Source organism: Streptacidiphilus sp. PAMC 29251, assembly GCF_054208735.2.
The window spans coordinates 9,689,111-9,705,871 of record NZ_CM135725.2; the positions used below are offsets into that span (position 1 = coordinate 9,689,111).

Genomic DNA, 16,761 nt, shown 5'->3' on the forward strand with positions numbered 1-16,761 from the left:
TGCGGAGAGGTCAGTGCTGGAAGGCCATGGCCGAGAAGGTGGCGCCGCGTCCCGCGCCGGCCGCGGCCATCACATAGGGCTCGCCCGGTCGTAACAGCCCCTGCTGCTGCGCCGTGCGGTAGTTGATGAAGGTGTCGGCGCAGAAGACATGCCCCGCGGTGGCCACGTTGTCCAGCAGCACGCGCTCGCGCGGATAGTTGAGGGTCCGACAGACCTGGTGCCAGGCAACGTGGTTGACGTTGTGCGGCAGGATCAGGCTGATCGCGTCCATGGTCAGCCCGGCCCGTTCCACGGCCGCCTGGATCGCGGCGGCCAACGCGTCGGCGTACACCCGTTGGAACTCCAGGGCGTCCTCCTCCTCGTCGGTGTCGAACTCGCCCCTGAGGTCCGTGGCGTAGGACAGCAGCCGGTCGCGTTCGCCGGCGGGGGCGACCAGGCAGGCCGAGGCGCCCTCCCCGAAGAAGGAGGTGTCCGGTACCATCTGCGACTCGCCGGTGAACGCCTTCTCCCCGGCCAGGACCAGCGCCAGGCCGTCGGGATCGCCGTCGGCGTCCAGCAGCCGCCCTGCCGCGTCCACGGCCAACAGGCCCGAGGCGCAGGCGTGCTGGCCGACCGCGAACACGGTGGCGTGGTCGAGTCCGAACTCCTGGCACAGCTCCTGCAGCGGGTTGTACGGGTAGGGCACGACGGTGGGAAAGGTCCGCGCGTGCAGGACGTAGCGGACCCGGTGCTCCTGGCCGCGCAGCGGTTCCAGGGCCGCGACCGCCTGCCGGAGCAGGTCCAGCAGGCTGCCGTCCGGGTCGCGGCCGACCTGGCCCAGCTTGTGGTAGCGCCGGAAGATCTTGAGCTGCATCGGGGTCAGCCCGAACCGCTCGGCCAGGTCCTCGATCGGCACCCGGGTGGACGGCAGATAGCCGGCCACCGCCATCAGCGCGGTCACCGAGCCGGCCCCGGTTGCACCGCGACGGCCGGGGCCGGGGCCGGAGCCCGGGTCGGCACGGCCGGGTCCACGGCCGCCGCGACCGCGATCGCCTCCATGTCCCGTGCCAGCGCCTCGGTCTGGGCCGGGGCGAAGTAGTGGGTGTCCATGTTGATCTCGATCACCAGGCTGTCCGGGGCGTCGAGGATGTTGACGAACAGTCGCTCGGTCGGGTCCTCCCGCCGGTCGACCCAGCGGAAGACGGTCTCGCCCTGCGCCTTCCGCAGCGACTCGTCCAGCTCCTCGGGGCTCAGCACCCGGCTGTCCTGCGGCAGGGCGTGCGTGCTGCGGTCGTTGAAGAAGCAGGCGGTGTCGACCTCCTCGCCCCGTTCCTCGGAGATCCGGGCGGTCAGGTCGCGCGCGTCCTGCGGGTGGAAGTAGGCGTACTTGTAGGCGGACATGGTGCCGCGCCGGGCCCGGTCGACGGCCTCGTCGAAGGTGGTGTCCTCGACGTCGATGGCGCAGATGCCGGCCTGGGCCACCATGCACACCACATCGGCCAGTCCGGTCCTGAAGCGGTTGTTGGAGACCGGCCGGACCACCACCGGGTTGATCCCGGTGATCCGGTTCAGCGCTACCGCGAACAGCGCCAGCAGCACGGTCGAGGTGTCGGTCCCGGTGCGGGCGGCGATCACCGGCAGCGCGGCGGTGAGGGCCGGTGAGCGGAAGTCGGAGAGCCAGTGCCGCGGGGTGCGCGGGTCGGTGGGTCCCGGCAGCCGTTGCGCCTGGACCGACCGGAGGATCCCCTCCCAGTAGCGCAGCGCCTTGTGGTTCTGCCGCTGCCCGGCCGGGGAGTTCTGCCACTGCGCCTGCTCCAGCTGCTGCAGGCCGGTGACCGGCGTGGTCACCCGGTCCTTGACCTCGCGGAGCATGGTCAGCGAGCCATGGGCGTCCATGACCAGGTGGTCCATGATGGTGACCAGATGGCTGGGCCGGCCGTCCTGCCGCACCACGGCCATCCGGACCGGCCACTCGTCGACGTAGTCGAAGTGGGTGCGCCGGTACTGCCGTTCGACGGCGAGGGCGACGTCGTCCGGATCGGCGTCCCCGGCGTCGTAGACCTCCAGGCCGATGGCGCCGGAACCGAACAGCTCCTGGGTGGGCCGGCCCGTGGCGTCGAAGTGCAGCCGGGTGCGCATCGACGGGAACCGGGTCATCAGATAGCGCAGTTCCTCCGCCACGTCGGCGACGGTGGTGCCCTCGGCCAGCGGGATCCGGCCGCCGAGCGGGAGCGAGGTGTTCTGGCCCGACATCGCGTGCCAGATTTCCCACATCCCCCAGGACATCTCCTCGACGCCGGCGCCCTCGCCGGTGAAGTCGACCGGGACCAGCTCGGTGACCGGCGGTACCGGCACCGGTCCGGTCAGCTCGACGGCCATGTCAGACCGCCGCCGTCTCGGCCCGGTGCCGCTGCCGCATCAGGAACTTGCGGACCTTGCCGGTCGGGCCGACGATCAGCTCCTCCTCGGAGACCAGGACGATCCTGCGCAGGGTCGCCGCGGCGGCGTCGGTCAGCGCCGCGCGGACCGCCGGGGTGCGGTCGATGTCGGGGTCGGCCCCGGCGTGCAGGGTGAGCAGCACATCGGTGACCACCTTGCCGTCGACCTCCAGCGAGACCACGGTGCAGTCGTGCACATCGGCGCAGGCGGCCAGGATCCGCTCCTCGGACATGGCGGTGTAGAGCCAGTCGCCGTTGCCGAGGTCCACCGAGTCCACCGCCCGGTCGACGTGGAAGTAGTAGCCCTCCTTGTCCCGGTAGAGCAGATCGCCGGTGAGGTAGTAGCCGTTCAGCCGGTTGCGGTAGGTGGCGACCGAGTCGTTCCAGTAGCCGGGGGCCAGCGTCGGCGCCTTCAGCCCGAAGTGACCGACCTCGCCCTCCGGCACCTCCTCGCCGGTGGCGGTGTCCAGCAGGGCGACCTCGGCGAAGCCGTGCGGCACGCCGACGCAGCGCCCGTAGCGCTCGGTGCCCATGCTGTGGGTGATGTGGAACGCGGAGTGGCCCATCTCGGTGGAGCCCAGGCCGTCCACGAAGCTGGAGCCCGGGATCCGCCGGACGCCCTCGCGGGTGACCGTCTCCTGGGAGCCGGCCGCGACCAGGTTGCGGATGTGCGGCTCGTGCGCGCAGTCGCCGGTGTTGAACCAGAGCGCCACCGAGTCCAGATCGCGGGCGGCCAGGTCGTAGCGGGCCATCTGGGCCCAGGTGGCGGCGAAGCCGAAGACCCCGGTCGGCTTCCAGCGCTCGATCGCCTCCACCACCGCGGCGCCGTCGTTCTGGGTGGACAGGAACATCAGGTCGCTGCGGTTGCACAGGGCCAGGTTCAGCGCCGAGATGCCGGCCGCGTGGGCGGAGGGCAGCGCGCTGAGGATCCTGGCCGCCCCCCGGGCCCGCGGCGCCGCCAGCCGGAACAGCCGGGTGGCCGCGAACAGGCTGTTGTTGGAGTGCACCACGGCGGTGGGCATCCGGGTGGTGCCGGAGGAGTGGGTGATGGCGATCGGGTCGTCGCCGTGGTGCTGGTACGGCGCCGGCGCCAGCGCCGGATCGCCGGTGCCGGGCTCGGCGGTGTCCGCGTGCAGGGCCAGGCCGAGGTCCTGGCCGTCCAGCAGGGCCCGGTGCTTGGGGTCGGTGAGCAGCCCCACGCCCCGCAGCCGCCGGATGTACTCGGCCGCGATGTCGCCGGGGACGTACTGGTTCACCAGCGCCGGGATCGCGCCCAGCCAGGTGAGGGCCAGGAAGTTCAGCAGGCAGTCGGCCGAGCTGGACACATAGATGGCGACCGGGTCGCGCGGCCCGACGCCCTGCGCGTGCCACCAGGCGGCCCGGGCCGCCACCCGCTCGCGCAGCTGACCCAGGGTCAGCCCCTGCCAGGCCGGGAAGCCGTCGACCGGGACGTCGAAGCCGGCGCCGGGTCCTTCCGGGTCGGCGCCGTGCTCGAACAGCTTGTGCAGGACGTTGCCCGCGCCGAGGTCCGGATCCGCGGCCAGCCTCGCTCTGATGTTGGTCCTCGTCACAGCACTCTCCTTGGAATACGTGGTCGGCCGGTCATCCGGCCCCGACCGTCTTCTCGATCGCCACCCGGAGCTGGGCCCGGGTCGGCTGGCAGGCCAGGTCGAGCTCCCGGGCGAACGGCAGGACGGCGCCGTCCGGCCGGGTGACGCGTCGGGGCGGCGCCGTCAGCCGCATCTCCTCGGCTGCGGTGGCGAGGATCTCCGCGCCGATGCCGCAGGACCGGTTGGAGTCGTCGATGACCACCAGGCGTCCGGTCCGCTCCAGCGACGCGGCCAGGCCGGACCAGTCGAAGGGGTGCAGCGAGCGCGGGTCGAAGACCTCGACCGAGATCGTCCCGGCCAGCTCCTCGGCCACCGCCAGCGCGTCGTGCACCAGCTGGCCGACCGCCACCACGGTGACGTCGGTGCCGCTGCGGTGGATCCGGCCGACACCGAGCGGGATCGGCGCGAGCTGCGCGAAGTCCAGGTTCTCCCGGAAGCCGAGCGCCCCGTGCGGGGCGAAGACCACCACCGGGTCGTCGTCCCGGATCGCCGTCGCCAGCAGGCCGTAGGCGTCCGAGGCGGTGGCCGGCACCACGGTCTTCACACCGACATGCGCGAACAGGCTGTACGGGTGGTCCGAGTGCTGGCCGGCCCAGCTGTCCCGGGAGCCGGAGCCAGGGAGCAGATAGGTCACCGGCACCCGGGTCTGACCGCCGGTCATCAGCGAGAACTTGTGCGCCTGGTTGGCGATCTGCTCGAAGACCAGGAACAGCAGCGCCGGGATCTGGAACTCGATCAGCGGGCGCAGCCCGGCCATCGCCGCGCCGGTGGCGAAGCTGGTGAAGGCCTGCTCGGAGATGGGCGTGTCCAGCACCCGGTCCGGCCCGAACCGCTTGAGCAGCCCGGCGGTGGCATTGGTGACGGCCACCCCGACGTCCTCGCCGAAGACGCAGACGGCGGGGTCGCGGTCCATCTCGTCGCCGATGGCGCGGTTCAGCGCCTTGAGGTAGGAGAGGTTCGGCATCAGAGCGCCCCCGCCCTGGCCCGCATCCCGGTGGCGTAGAGGTGGTCGAGCGCGGTGGCCGGGTCGGGGTGCGGCCCGGCCTCGGCGAACTCCACCGCCGCGTCCAGCAGCGCCTCGATCTCGGCGTCGATCCCGGCGCGGGTGGCCTCGGGGATCCGCGCGCCCTGGATCTCCAGCGGGTCGCGGGCCCGTCCCTCGGCGACCTCTTCGTCGGTGCGGTAGCGGGGGCGGGCGGTGTGCTCCCAGGTGTGGTGGGCGTCGAAGCGGTAGGTCACGCACTCCAGCAGCGAAGGGCCGCCCCCGGACCTGGCCCGGGCCACTGCCTCGGCGGTCGCGTCGAGCACCGCCTCGGGGTCCATCCCGTCCACGGTGCGGGCCGGGATGCCGAAGGCCTCGGCCCGTCCCAGGATCGTGCCGGCCACCGAGCGCTCGGTCCGCATCGAGGTGGCGAAGCCGTTGTTCTCGCAGACCAGGACGACCGGGACGCGCCACAGCGCGGCCAGGTTGAAGGTCTCCAGCACCACGCCCTGGCTGACCGCGCCGTCGCCGAAGTAGGTGACCGCGACCCGGTCGGAGCCGGCCCGCCGGAAGGCCCAGGCGGCGCCGGTGGCGATCGGCACCGCCGCGCCGACGATGGCGTTCGCCCCGAGCACGCCCACGCCGAAGTCGGCCGCGTGCATCGAGCCGCCGCGGCCCTGGTTCAGTCCGGTGGTCCGGCCCGCCAGCTCGGCCATCATCCGGGCCGGGTCGGCGCCCTTGGCGAGCACGTGGCCGTGGCCGCGGTGGGTGCTGGTGATCACGTCGTCGGGGCGCAGCGCCGCGCAGGTGCCCGCGGCGATCGCCTCCTGCCCGGTGTAGGGGTGGATGCCGCCGCGGATCACCCCCGACTTGACCAGCGCGATCGCCCGCTGCTCGAAGCCTCGGATCAGCGCGACGGTGCGGTAGAGGCTTTCTGAGGGAGCGTCAGTCATGGTCGGCCCGCCAGAGCACCGGGCAGAACGCCGGGTCCGCGTAGTCGGGACGCCCGTCCGGGAGCCGCCGGACCAGCACGTCGTGGTTGTAGCTCGCGAGGTCGCCGTTGCTCAGCTCGAACCTGCGGTACTCGTTGCCGCCGTCCTGCAAGTGGAACGAGAGCGCGCGGCGCGGCCGGTCACTGCGGTTGGCGCCGCTGCCGTGGTAGGTCCGGCAGTGGTGGAAGCTCATGTGCCCCTTGGGGATGATCAGCGGCACCTTGCGGACCTCGGTCGCGTTGTAGGCGGCGTTCTCGGCCAGCACCCGCTCCAGGTCGGTCTTGTCGCGCTCGGCGAAGTGCTTGGTCATCGAGTCGTCCCGGCCGGTCTCCTGCCACAGGTGGCTGCCGTCGACCACGGTGAGCGTGCCCATCTCCTCGTCGCAGTCGTGGAACGGGATGAACGCGGTCAGCATCCGCTCGGAACTGGACGACGACCAGTAGTGCTTGTCGAAGTGCCAGGGCACGATGTTGCTGGGCTCGCCGCTGACGGCCGGCTTGAGGATCAGCGTGGACTGGAACACCCGGATCTCGTCCGCCCCGGCCAGCAGCGCCGCGACCGCGCCGATCAGCGGCTTGCGCAGGACGTCGGCGATCGGGTCGCTCTCGTAGTGGACGTAGTCGTTGTGCCGCTGGACCGGCCCGTCCGAGGGCTGCCAGGCCGCCAGCCGGGGCGGCCGGACCGGCAGCGCCCGGCTGCGCTCGCCGGCGTAGTAGGCCTCGCTGGCCGCGACCAGCCGGTCCACCTCCTCGTCGGTGAGCAGCTGCTTCGTCAGGTACCAGCCGTGCTCGGCGTAGAAGGCGATGTCGTCGGCGTCCGGCAGGAGCGCGAGCTCCTCCTCGGTGAGGGCGAACGAGCGGGTGGTGGTGTCGGTCATCAGAGGCCTGCCTCTACGCTCTCGACCGGCAGGTCCATCTCGACCGGCAGGGGTATCTCAACGGTTTGGCGCACGGTGGCGAGCTCCCTCTCCTTGGCCTCGTAGAGGGCCGGAATATTGCTGGTGCCGAAGGTGCGGGCGCCGTGACGCTCGATCAGTTCCCAGAAGAACGTGCGCCGCACATGCAGGGACTTGGCGAAGATCTGGTACATCTGGCCCCAGTGGTCCCGGTCCACCAGGATTCCGCGCGGCAGCAGCTGCTCCACCGGCAGGTCGACCGCGCCCAGCCGCCCGTCCAGCGAGGAGTAGTAGCTGGCCGGGGTGGACGCGAAGCCGATGCCGCGCTCCGCCAGGGTGTCGACCGCGGCGACGATGTCGCGGCTGCTCAGCGCCAGGTGCTGGACGCCGGGGCCGTCGTGCCAGGCCAGGAAGTCGTCGATCTGGCCGGGGGAGCGGCTGAGGTCCGGCTGGATCAGGGTGAGCGTGACGCCGCCGCCGGGGCTCTGCACCACCTGGGAGAACATCCCCTGCTTGCCGACCTCGATGTACTCCTCGAAGATCATGTTGAAGCCGAAGGCCTTGCGGTAGTAGTGCGTGATCGCGTCGAGCTGTCCGTCCGGCACGCAGACCGCGGCGTGGTCGATGGTCTGCAGCAGGTCCGGGGTGGCCGGCGGCGGTACGTCCAGCATCTCGATCGCGCCGGGCAGGAACTCCCGGTCCGAGCCGTGCCGTTCGACCAGCCGGTGCACCACGTCGCCGAAGCCGGAGACGGTGGCGGTCACCACCGACGCGCCGCCGCCCTCGTAGGTCCAGGGCTGCTCGATCGGGGTGGCGCCGCCCGCCACCGAGCCGGTGAACGCGGCCGCGGCGTCACTGGTGCCGAAGGCGATCACGGCCACCCCGTCGCCGTGCCGGGACACGTACTCCACGGCCGGGTGACCCGGCAGCAGGCCCGAGGTCAGCAGCACCCGGCAGTCGCCCTGGCCCAGCAGCAGGCTGCGCTGCCCGGGCAGGCCGGTCTCCGGACCGCCCTGCCCGTAGAGGCGGAAGCCGAACGCGGAACACAGCAGGTACGCCGCCTGGCGTGCGTCACCCACATAGAACTCGACATGATCGACGCCGAGGAAGTCCATTGCCGCTCCATTTCCGATCACTCGGTGTCGTCAGGTTGTTCGGGACAGCCGGGTGCTCGGCCGTCCGTAGACAAGGCTGATGTTGTGGCCGCCGAACCCGAACGAGTTCGACATGACATGGCTGAGCCCGGGTGCCGGGCGGGGACCTTGCGGATGTGGTCGAGTTCGCAGGCCGGGTCGGGGTCGTCGAGGTTGTGCGTCGGCGGCAGCAGTTCGCGTTGCAGCGCCAGCACCGAGACCGCCGACTCGACCGCCCCGGAGGCGCCGAGCATGTGCCCGGTGACCGCCTTGGTGGAGCTGACCGGCGGGGACTCCTCGCCGAAGACCCGGCGGATCGCCACCACCTCGGCGAGGTCGCCGAGTTTGGTGCTGGTGCCGTGGGCGTTGATGTAGCCGACGTCCTCCGCGCCGATCCCGGCGTTCGCCAGGGCCAGCCGCATGCACGCGGCGGCTCCCTCGCCGTCCGGGCGCGGGGTGGTGGGGTGGTGGGCGTCGTTGGTGGCGCCCCAGCCGAGTACGTCGGCGTACCCGGCCGCGCCGCGGGCGTCCGCGTGCTCGGCGCGTTCCAGCACCAGCACCCCGGCCCCCTCGCCCAGCACCAGGCCGTTCCGGCGGCGGTCGAACGGGCGGCTGGCGGCGGTCGGGTCCGCGGCCCAACCCCGGGCCAGCGCCCGGGCGTTGCCGAAGGTGTCGGCCAGCGTCGGGAACAGCGGCGCCTCGCCGCAGCCGACCACCACCACATCGGCCTCGTCGGCGCGCAGCAGTCGCAGGCCCTCGCCGATGGACTGGGCCCCGGCCGCGCAGGCGGTGCCGATCGAGGAGCTGTAGCCGCGGATGCCGTGCCGGATGGCGACCCGGGCCGCGCTCATATTGGGCAGCATCCCCGGCAGCAGATAGGGGCTGACGCCCAGTCGGCCGCGCTGGGTGCGGATGATGACCTGGGCCTCCAGGGTGGCCAGACCGCCGGCCCCGGACAGGATCACCCCGATCCGGTAGGGGTCGACATCGCGGCCCACCTCGATCCCGGCGTCGGCCAGCGCGTCCGCCGCGGCCTGCATCGCCAGCACGATGTAGCGGTCCACCACCCGGCTGTCCGGACCGGAGAGCAGCGAGGCGGGGTCGATCGGCGGGGCGAAGGCGGCCACCTCCAGTGAGTCGGTCAGCGGCCCTTCGGGCGGACGGACGATCCCGGACCGGCCCTCGCACATCGCCGCCATCACCTCGGCGGCGCTGGTGCCGACCGGTGTGACCATGCCCATCCCGCTGACGACGACTTCCGCTCGTCCGGCGTTTCTGTGTCGCGCCTCGGTCACCGTTGTTCTCCCTTGCGGTGGTGCGGTTCTGTGCTGTTCTGAAGCGATAAGTCGCCTGGTGCGTCCGGGTCCTGCGGCGCTCCGGCCCGTAGCAGGACGGCCCCGGCCCGGTCGCGCCCATCGGCGGTGGGGGCTTGGTCGACCCGGATCAGCAGGGCCTGGTCGGCGTCCCGGTCCGCGAGCAGCAGGGCTGCCACCTCCAGTCCGGCCCGGGTGTCACCGACGCTCACGACCGGTCCGGTCAACTGCCACAGCGCGGCCACATGGCCGGCCACCGCGTTGGGGACCGCCTGGAAGAACAGCAGCGGCCCGACCCGGCGGCCGTGGTCCACGGACTCGGCCACATGCACCGCACCGGCCAGGTCGCCCAACGGGCTGACCACGACCAGGGCGGTGACCGGAGGTTCCGCCGCTTCACCGGCCGTCCTGCGGTCGAGGCAGCGGCGGGCCACTTCGGCGGCGAGCGGGCTGAACGAGGAGACGATGAATCCGGCGATCGGCGGTGCGGTCCGGTCCTCCGCCGACTCCGGCCACGAGGCCCGGGCCAGCACCTGGAGACCGGCCGCGTCGGCGCTTGCGCTCAGTTCTGACGCTGCGTCAGTGGTGGTCCCGGTCACGGTGTGCCGACCAGGAGTGCGGTGTTCGCCCCACCGAAGGCCATGGTCAGGCTCAGCCCGAAGTCACCCGCCGGATCCGCGGCCTGATCGAGAATCAGATTCAGCTCACAGGTCGGATCCGGGCCCAGGTAGCCGGCGTTGACCGGGAGTTTCCCGGCCCGCAGCGCGGCCATGGTGACCACCAGCTCGAGCAGGGCGCCGGCCTCCAGCGCCTGGCCGTGCACCGACTTGGTGGAACTGACCGGGACGGTCGCCGCGGTCTCGCCCAACGCCCGGTGCAGGGCCGCGGATTCGGAGGTGTCGCTGATCGGTGTGCCCGCGCCGTGGGCGTTGACATAGCCGATCCGCTCCGGCCCGATCCGGCCGCGGTGCAGGGCGTCGGTGATCGCCCGGGCCAACCCCGCGCCGTCGGGCCTGGGTTGGCAGACATGGAAGGCGTCGCCCGCACGCCCCCAGCCGGCCAGCCGGGCCAGTGGCCGGGCCCGCCGTCCCCGGGCCGCCTCGGCGGACTCCACCACCACGGCGACCACGCCGTCGCCCAGCAGCAGCCCGCCGCGCCCGGCACTGAACGGGCGGACCCGTCCGTCCCGGGCCAGCGCGCGGCCGGCGTCGAAGACGGCGAACTGGTCGGCGTCGACCAGATAGCCGGCCGCGACCACGATCCGGTCGGCCTGGCCCCGGGCGATCGCCGCGGCGGCGTCGGCCACCGCGGTGCTCGACGCCACACAGGCCGAGGTGTAGGCCCTGGTGGCGGCGGAAAGACCGCTGCGCCGGGCGATGTCGTCGGCGAACACGTCCGCGCCATGGGCGGTCCGGTCCGCCTCGGCCACCCGTGGCAGCGCCGGATCACCGTGCACCGCGAGGTGCAACCGGCAGTCGGCACGCTGGGCGGCGGACAGGCCGGCCTGGTCGCAGGCCTGTCCGATGATCCTGGTCAACTCGTCGACCAGGAACGGGTTTCCGGGGTGGGTGGCGGCCTGTTCGGCGCGCCGGTCGGAGACGTCGAAACGCTGGACCGGCGCGAACGCCGGCCTGCCGTCGAGTGCGGCGGACAGCAGCGGTTCGACGCCCTCGCCGAAAGCGCTGAGCACGGCGGCCCCGGTGACCACGACGGCGCCGGCTCCGCGGCGGGCTACCGACACCATCTCAGTCACCTCGTCTCCTTGATCGGTCAGGCACGGTCGGGCTCTTCTGCAGCCAGTGGGGTGGTGGTGCCGGGCAGCAGGTCGGCGAGCACCTTGACCACGCCGGACACGGTGGTCATCCCGGCCAGGTCGTCGTCGTCCAGCCGAATGCCGTACTGCTGCTCGATCTGGTGGACCAGCCAGGCCAGTTCCATCGAGTCGATGCCCTCGGGGACCTGCTCGGGCGTGCGGTCCCCGAAGCCGGTGAGCATCGCGACGACCTCGGCGCGCCCGGGTCCTGCCGTCACGCTCAGTGGCCCGCGGCCGACGCGGACACGATCCGGGCGGCCACCGCCGCACCGAACTCGCCGACGGTCATGGTGCCGAGCAGCTCGGCCTCGTCCTCGTCGAATCGGACGCCGAAGCGCTCCTCGACCCTGACCCCCAACTCGGCCAGCGAGAGCGACTCCAGGTCGGCGCCGGCCGGGCCGAGCGGGGTGTCGTCGTCGACTCCGGTGATGTCGTAGTTCATCTCGGTCAGTGACGCGAGCACGAACTCTCGGATCTCCTCAGTGGACATCGCGGTGGCTCCCCTTCTCGTGGACCTGGTGGTTCTGATGGACCGGTTCTTGGACGGTTGGTTGGTGCGGCCCCTGGCCGGTGTCCCGCAGGACGGTCCGGTCGCGGACGAGTTTTCCGGTGGCGGTGCGCGGCAGTTGGTCCACCACGTGGAGCAGACGGGGCCGTTTGTAGGCCGCCAGACGCTCCGTCAGCTGGGCTTCCACCCGCGCCTCGGTGCCGGGTTCGCGCAGCACCACGTAGGCCTCGATCGAGGTGCCGAACACCACCACGCCGGAGGCGACCTCAGGCAGCTCGGCCAGGGTGTGCTCGACCTCGGTGAGGTCGACCTTGAGACCGCCGATCGACACCTGCGAGTCGCGTCGCCCCAGCACCCGGACCAGCCCGCTGTCCGGGTCGACCGCGCCGCCGTCCCTGGTGTGCAGCCAGCCGTCGGACCAGCGGGTGGGATCGTCGAAGTCGATGTACGGGGACTGCTCGCGGGCGATCAGCAGCTCGCCGTCCTGCTCACGGAGAGTGAGGCCGGGGGCCGGGGTCAGTTCCGGGCGGTCGCGGCCGAACAGGTCGGTGGCGATGACGCCGACCTCGGTCATCCCGTACATGCTGCCCAGCCGGATGCCGTAGCGGTCCACGAAGGCGTCGTGCACCTGGGCCCGGACCAGCTCGCCGCCGGTGGTCATCCCGGTGAGCTGGGGCAGCCGGGGCGGTTCGGTGACCCAGCTGAGCAGTTCGATGTGGAACGGCACCCCGAGCAGGGTGGTCGGTTCCGGCCCTGCTGCCACGGTGGCCAGGATCCCGTCCGCGGTGGGCCGCCGCGGGATCGCCAACTGCACGCCGGCGTACAGCGAGTGCAGCAGTCCGCCGACCAGTCCCAGGACGTGGACCATCGAGGCCATCGAGACGATGCGCTCACCGGCCCGGGGGACCCCGTCGATCTGCGCGTAGCGGTCGATCTCGGCGATCAGGTCGGCCGCCGTGCGCCCGATCACCTTGGCCGGGCCGGTCGAGCCGGAACTGAGCTGCACCACGGCGTGCGCGGTGCGGGCGGGGACACCCGCGCGGGCGGCGACGACCTCGCTGACGTCGTAGAACCCGCGCGCCGGGCCGCCGCCGATCTGCTCGGCGGAGACCACGACCTGGGGTTCCAGCCGGGTCAGCGCCCGCTCGGTCTCGAAGGGCGTGAGCCGGTGGTCCAGCAGCGAGGCCTGGGCCCCGATCCGCCACGCCGCGAGCAGGTTGGCGACCAGCGCGAGCGAGGGGGCCAGGCACAGCGCGACAGAGCCGCCCCGGCGCAGGCCGGCCTCGGCCAGGACGGCCTGCCGTTCCCGTACCAGCGCGCGCAGTTGCTCCCGGCTGACCGGATCGTCCAGGTACAGGCAGGTCTCGGCGCCGGAGCCGGCGAGGAGGACTTCGTCGACCCAGGAGGGATCGAGCGCAGGCGGGCCCGGGCCCTTCGGCGGAGTTGCGGCGGCAGCCTTCATGAAGAACCAGAACCTCTTCCCCGGTCACGATCAGCGGTCACGATCAGCCGAGCTGACGGAATTCCCACGCCGAACTTTCAACTCTGAATTGTTCCCTGTCAAGGCCCAGAATCCGGCGCCGCCATTTCCGCAACTCTCCAGGCGATCAATCGGCCACCGATGGTCTTTTTTGGTGCATTGACGGGAGATCGCTCTCCCGCTAGTGTGGCCGCCGGTTGGCCAACTGCCGTGATCCGGCAGCGATTTGCCATTCCCGAACTACTCGTCAGTAACACTCGCCGGTTCGGCCCGTCAGTTCACTTTTTTCAAGGTGGCTGCATAAAGCGGCCGGTTTCCCGAGGCTTCGAGTTTCTTTCAAGCTGCCTTCGAGCGCGCATTCACGCCAACTTTTCGAGGATTGGCCATCAGTGGAACCAGGGATTGACTCCGGCCTGAACACGGCCGTGGAGCGCTACTACGACATCACCCTCGACCTCTACGAGGACCTCTGGGGTGAGCACGTCCACCACGGCTTCTGGGATCCCGGCGAGGCCCCCGGCCTCAACGGGGCGGACCGGCACGCCGCCACCGACCGCTTGGTTCGTGAACTGGTCGACTTCGCCGGCGTTCCCGCCGGGTCGAAGGTCCTCGACGTGGGCTGCGGCATCGGCGGGCCCGCGCTGTACCTCGCCGGGCCGCTGGGCTGCACCGTCGAGGGCGTCACCCTGAGCGCCCTGCAGGCCGCCCGCGCCAATGAGAAGGCGCTGGCCGCGGGGTCGCCGACCGGGCCCGCTTCCACCAGCTGGACGCGCTCAGCACCGGCTTCCCGGACCAGTCCTTCGACGTGGTCTGGGCGGTGGAGAGCCTGATGCACCTGCCGGACCGGCCGGCCTTCTTCGCCGAGGCCCGACGGCTGCTGCGCCCCGGCGGCCTGCTCGCCGTCGCCACCTGGTCGGTGCGGGACGGCGAACTGGAGCCGGACGAGCAGGAGTTGGTCCGGAAGATCCTGCAGCACCAGGTCATGCCCGACTTCTCCTCGCTGGAGGAGCACGAGCGGCAGGCCCGCGCGGCCGGCTTCGAGGACGTCTCCTCGGTGGACTGGAGCAAGGCCGTCGCCAACTCCTGGGACCCCGGCTTCGCGCAGATCCAGCAGTTCGAGCGGGGCCGCACGGTCATGCGCGACCTGGCCCGCGAGCGCGGCGTCGACGTGCTCGGCTTCTTCCACGCCGGACCGCTGATGAAGAAGGGCTTCGACACCGGCGTCATCACCTACGGCGCGCTGCGGGCCATCGAACCGGACCCGCAGGCGGCCCCGGTGGCAGACCCGCAGGCGGCCCTAGAGGGCCCGCCAGCTGGTCGGACGCCATGAGCGCCGGGCTCGTCCGCGAGGTCGCCGAGCTGCTGCAGGACATCGTCGGCGAGGACGAGGCCTGGCTGGAATCCGTCGGTCCTGACGCCAGGATCGACGGAGACCTGCTGGTGGAGAGCCATGAGCTGGCGGAGTGGAGCCTGGCGCTGCGCCGGCACTACGGGGACCGGATCGACCTGGTCGACCATGTCGCCGGGCTGGACATCGACGAGATCATCGCCCTGACCGTCGCCGACGTGGCCGCGTACGTCGCCGCCCGGCGGGGCGACACCGTGCCGCCCGCGGTCGGTGGCTGATGGGGCGCTACCTCTTCGTCTCGCTGCCGCTGGCCGGCCATGTGAACCCGATGGGCGCGGTGGCCAAGGAGCTGCTCGCCCGCGGGCACGAGGTGCTCTGGGCGGGCTCCGAGTCCTTCCTGCGGCCGCTGCTCGGCCCCGAGGCAGTGATCGCCAAGATCCCGCTGCGGGCCCACCGCGGCCAGGCCGACCGGGGGATGGCCGCGGCCAAGTCCCGCTGGGACGGCTACATCGTCCCGCATGCCAAGACCACGCTGCCCGGCATCGAGCGCGCGGTGGCCGATTTCCAGCCGGACGTCCTGGTGGTGGACCAGCACGCGGTGGCCGGCGCGCTGGCGGCGCACCGGGCCGGACTGCCCTGGGTCTCCATCGCGCCCACCACCATGGAGCTGACCAGGCCCTACCGGGCGCTGCCCAAGGTCGAGGCCTGGCTGCAGGGGCGGCTGGCGGCGATCTGGACCACCGCGGGACTGCCCGGCGAGCCGCCGCACGACCTGCGCTTCTCACCGCACCTGCTCATCGCTTTCACCGGCCATGCACTGACGGGCCCGCTGGAGTGGCCCGACAACGCTGTCCTGGTCGGCCCCGCGCTGGCCCCGCGGCCCCCGGACCCCGACTTCCCCTGGGACTGGCTCGACCCCGGCCGCCGGCACGTCCTGGTCACCGTGGGCACCCTGGCGCTGGACCTGGCCCAGGAGTTCCATGCCCGGGTGATCGAGGCGCTGCGCCCGCTCGGCGACAGCGTCCAGGCCATCGTCGCGGCGCCGGACGGCACCGTCGTCGATGCGCCCGGGCATGTGCTGGTCCGACCCCGGGTGCCGGTGCTGGAACTGATGCCCCGGCTGGACGCGGTGGTCAGCCACGGCGGCCTGAACACGGTCTGCGAGGCACTGGCGCACGGGGTGCCGCTGGTCGTCGCGCCGATCAAGGGGGACCAGCCGATCAACGCCGCCCAGGTGGCGGCGGCCGGCGCCGGCCGCCGGGTCCGCTTCGCGAGCGTGCGGCCCAAGCCGCTGCGCGAGGACCTGCTGGCGGTGCTGGACGACCCCTCCTACCGCGCCGCGGCGGGCCGTATCCGCGACTCCTTCGCCGCCGCCGGCGGGGCGCCCGCCGCGGCCCGGCACCTGGAAGCCGTGCTCATCTCCCCTGACCCCTATTCGAAGCTCATCCAAAGAACGGGAAGCGCACCCACGTGAAGACGCTCCGCGACACCTGGCTGGTGTTCCAGCGGCACATGCTGCTGATGACCCGATCACCGCTCTCGATCGTCCTGGGCGTGGCCCAGCCGGTCGTCTACCTGGCCCTGTTCGCGCCGCTGCTGAAGCCCGCGCTGGCCTCCATGGGTGCGGGCTCGATGGCCGACGCCTACCGGATCTACGTCCCCGGGATGCTGGTCGCGCTGGCGCTCGGCGGCGGCCTCTACGTCGGCTTCGGCCTGCTGGCCGAGCTGAGCTCGGGCGTCATCGAGCGGGCCCGGGTGACCCCGATCAGCAGGGTGGCGCTGCTGCTCGGCCGCTCCCTGCGGGACGTGGTCACGCTGGTGATCCAGGCCGGCATCATCATCGTGCTGTCGCTGCCGCTCGGCCTGTTCGTGCGGATCCCCGACCTGCTGCTCGCCTACGCCCTGCTGGCCCTGATCACCCTGAGCAGCTCGGCCCTCTCCTACGGGATCGCGCTCAAGGTGACCAACCCCAATGTGCTCGGCCAGCTGGTCAACAACCTGGCCCAGCCGCTGATGCTGCTGTCCGGCACGCTGCTGCCGCTGGCGCTGGCACCGCTCTGGCTGCGCCGCGCGTCCGACTGGAACCCCTTCAGCTGGGCCGTCGTCGGTATGCGCTCGCTGTTCGCGGGACACCCCGGCGACGCCGCGGTCTGGGAGAGCCTCGCGCTGATGGGCGGGGTCGCGCTGCTGGCGCTGACCTGGTCGTCCCGGCTGTTCGCCCGCTCCGTCCGTTGAATCCATCCCCTCATCCCGACCCGACCGACCCCGAC

18 protein-coding genes are annotated in these 16,761 nt (G+C 72.1%); 5 read left to right on the plus strand and 13 right to left on the minus strand.

The window, feature by feature from the left end:
• Positions 1 to 10 precede the first annotated feature (10 nt).
• The 13 genes from ACXKR8_RS46365 to ACXKR8_RS46425 are packed head-to-tail and all read right to left on the minus strand — an operon-like array spanning position 11 to position 13,125.
• Positions 11 to 940: a 3-oxoacyl-[acyl-carrier-protein] synthase III C-terminal domain-containing protein gene (locus ACXKR8_RS46365; RefSeq protein ID WP_458270561.1), complete on the minus strand. Its 930-nt coding sequence runs from the start codon at positions 938 to 940 to the stop codon at positions 11 to 13.
• Positions 937 to 2,358, minus strand: coding sequence for a condensation domain-containing protein (locus tag ACXKR8_RS46370; RefSeq protein WP_458270562.1), 1,422 nt, complete (start codon positions 2,356 to 2,358; stop codon positions 937 to 939). Before ACXKR8_RS46370 ends, ACXKR8_RS46365 begins: the two co-directional genes overlap by 4 nt.
• 1 nt (position 2,359) lies before the next feature.
• The gene (locus tag ACXKR8_RS46375) at positions 2,360 to 3,988 is read right to left on the minus strand and encodes a class I adenylate-forming enzyme family protein (protein WP_458270563.1); all 1,629 of its coding nucleotides are present in this window, start codon (positions 3,986 to 3,988) and stop codon (positions 2,360 to 2,362) included.
• A 31-nt stretch (positions 3,989 to 4,019) separates the two neighbouring features.
• Positions 4,020 to 4,991, minus strand: coding sequence for an alpha-ketoacid dehydrogenase subunit beta (locus ACXKR8_RS46380; protein ID WP_458270564.1), 972 nt, complete (start codon positions 4,989 to 4,991; stop codon positions 4,020 to 4,022).
• Positions 4,991 to 5,962, minus strand: a complete 972-nt coding sequence (locus tag ACXKR8_RS46385) for a thiamine pyrophosphate-dependent dehydrogenase E1 component subunit alpha (RefSeq protein ID WP_458270565.1) — start codon at positions 5,960 to 5,962, stop codon at positions 4,991 to 4,993. Before ACXKR8_RS46385 ends, ACXKR8_RS46380 begins: the two co-directional genes overlap by 1 nt.
• Positions 5,955 to 6,878, minus strand: coding sequence for a phytanoyl-CoA dioxygenase family protein (locus ACXKR8_RS46390; protein ID WP_458270566.1), 924 nt, complete (start codon positions 6,876 to 6,878; stop codon positions 5,955 to 5,957). Before ACXKR8_RS46390 ends, ACXKR8_RS46385 begins: the two co-directional genes overlap by 8 nt.
• Entirely contained in the window at positions 6,878 to 8,011 is a 1,134-nt protein-coding gene (gene hppD, locus ACXKR8_RS46395) for a 4-hydroxyphenylpyruvate dioxygenase (RefSeq protein WP_458270567.1), read from the minus strand. Before hppD ends, ACXKR8_RS46390 begins: the two co-directional genes overlap by 1 nt.
• 17 nt (positions 8,012 to 8,028) lie before the next feature.
• Entirely contained in the window at positions 8,029 to 9,324 is a 1,296-nt protein-coding gene (locus ACXKR8_RS46400) for a beta-ketoacyl-[acyl-carrier-protein] synthase family protein (protein ID WP_462100135.1), read from the minus strand.
• Positions 9,321 to 9,941, minus strand: a complete 621-nt coding sequence (locus tag ACXKR8_RS46405; RefSeq protein ID WP_458270569.1) for a beta-ketoacyl synthase chain length factor — start codon at positions 9,939 to 9,941, stop codon at positions 9,321 to 9,323. The genes ACXKR8_RS46400 and ACXKR8_RS46405 overlap by 4 nt, the downstream gene beginning before the upstream one ends.
• Positions 9,938 to 11,086 (minus strand): beta-ketoacyl synthase N-terminal-like domain-containing protein, encoded by a 1,149-nt coding sequence (locus ACXKR8_RS46410; RefSeq protein ID WP_458275253.1) that lies wholly within the window; start codon positions 11,084 to 11,086, stop codon positions 9,938 to 9,940. Before ACXKR8_RS46410 ends, ACXKR8_RS46405 begins: the two co-directional genes overlap by 4 nt.
• Before the next feature lie 26 nt (positions 11,087 to 11,112).
• Entirely contained in the window at positions 11,113 to 11,373 is a 261-nt protein-coding gene (locus ACXKR8_RS46415) for an acyl carrier protein (protein WP_458270570.1), read from the minus strand.
• A 2-nt stretch (positions 11,374 to 11,375) separates the two neighbouring features.
• Positions 11,376 to 11,645: an acyl carrier protein gene (locus tag ACXKR8_RS46420; protein WP_458270571.1), complete on the minus strand. Its 270-nt coding sequence runs from the start codon at positions 11,643 to 11,645 to the stop codon at positions 11,376 to 11,378.
• Positions 11,635 to 13,125 carry a class I adenylate-forming enzyme family protein gene (locus ACXKR8_RS46425; protein ID WP_458270572.1) on the minus strand — a complete coding sequence of 497 codons (1,491 nt, stop codon included), beginning with the start codon at positions 13,123 to 13,125 and terminating at the stop codon, positions 11,635 to 11,637. Before ACXKR8_RS46425 ends, ACXKR8_RS46420 begins: the two co-directional genes overlap by 11 nt.
• Positions 13,126 to 13,532: 407 nt before the next feature.
• Here ACXKR8_RS46425 and ACXKR8_RS46430 point away from each other — a divergent pair, with 407 nt between their 5' ends.
• Genes ACXKR8_RS46430 through ACXKR8_RS46450 form a run of 5 tightly spaced genes read left to right on the plus strand, consistent with a single transcriptional unit; the run spans position 13,533 to position 16,726 of the window.
• Positions 13,533 to 13,973: a class I SAM-dependent methyltransferase gene (locus ACXKR8_RS46430; protein ID WP_462100136.1), complete on the plus strand. Its 441-nt coding sequence runs from the start codon at positions 13,533 to 13,535 to the stop codon at positions 13,971 to 13,973.
• On the plus strand, positions 13,907 to 14,473 hold the full coding sequence (locus tag ACXKR8_RS46435) for a methyltransferase domain-containing protein (RefSeq protein ID WP_462100732.1): 567 nt from the start codon (positions 13,907 to 13,909) through the stop codon (positions 14,471 to 14,473). Before ACXKR8_RS46430 ends, ACXKR8_RS46435 begins: the two co-directional genes overlap by 67 nt.
• Positions 14,470 to 14,769, plus strand: a complete 300-nt coding sequence (locus tag ACXKR8_RS46440) for a hypothetical protein (protein WP_458270574.1) — start codon at positions 14,470 to 14,472, stop codon at positions 14,767 to 14,769. The genes ACXKR8_RS46435 and ACXKR8_RS46440 overlap by 4 nt, the downstream gene beginning before the upstream one ends.
• Positions 14,769 to 15,965, plus strand: coding sequence for a glycosyltransferase (locus ACXKR8_RS46445; RefSeq protein WP_458270575.1), 1,197 nt, complete (start codon positions 14,769 to 14,771; stop codon positions 15,963 to 15,965). Before ACXKR8_RS46440 ends, ACXKR8_RS46445 begins: the two co-directional genes overlap by 1 nt.
• Positions 15,962 to 16,726: an ABC transporter permease gene (locus ACXKR8_RS46450; RefSeq protein WP_458270576.1), complete on the plus strand. Its 765-nt coding sequence runs from the start codon at positions 15,962 to 15,964 to the stop codon at positions 16,724 to 16,726. Before ACXKR8_RS46445 ends, ACXKR8_RS46450 begins: the two co-directional genes overlap by 4 nt.
• Positions 16,727 to 16,761: the final 35 nt, after the last annotated feature.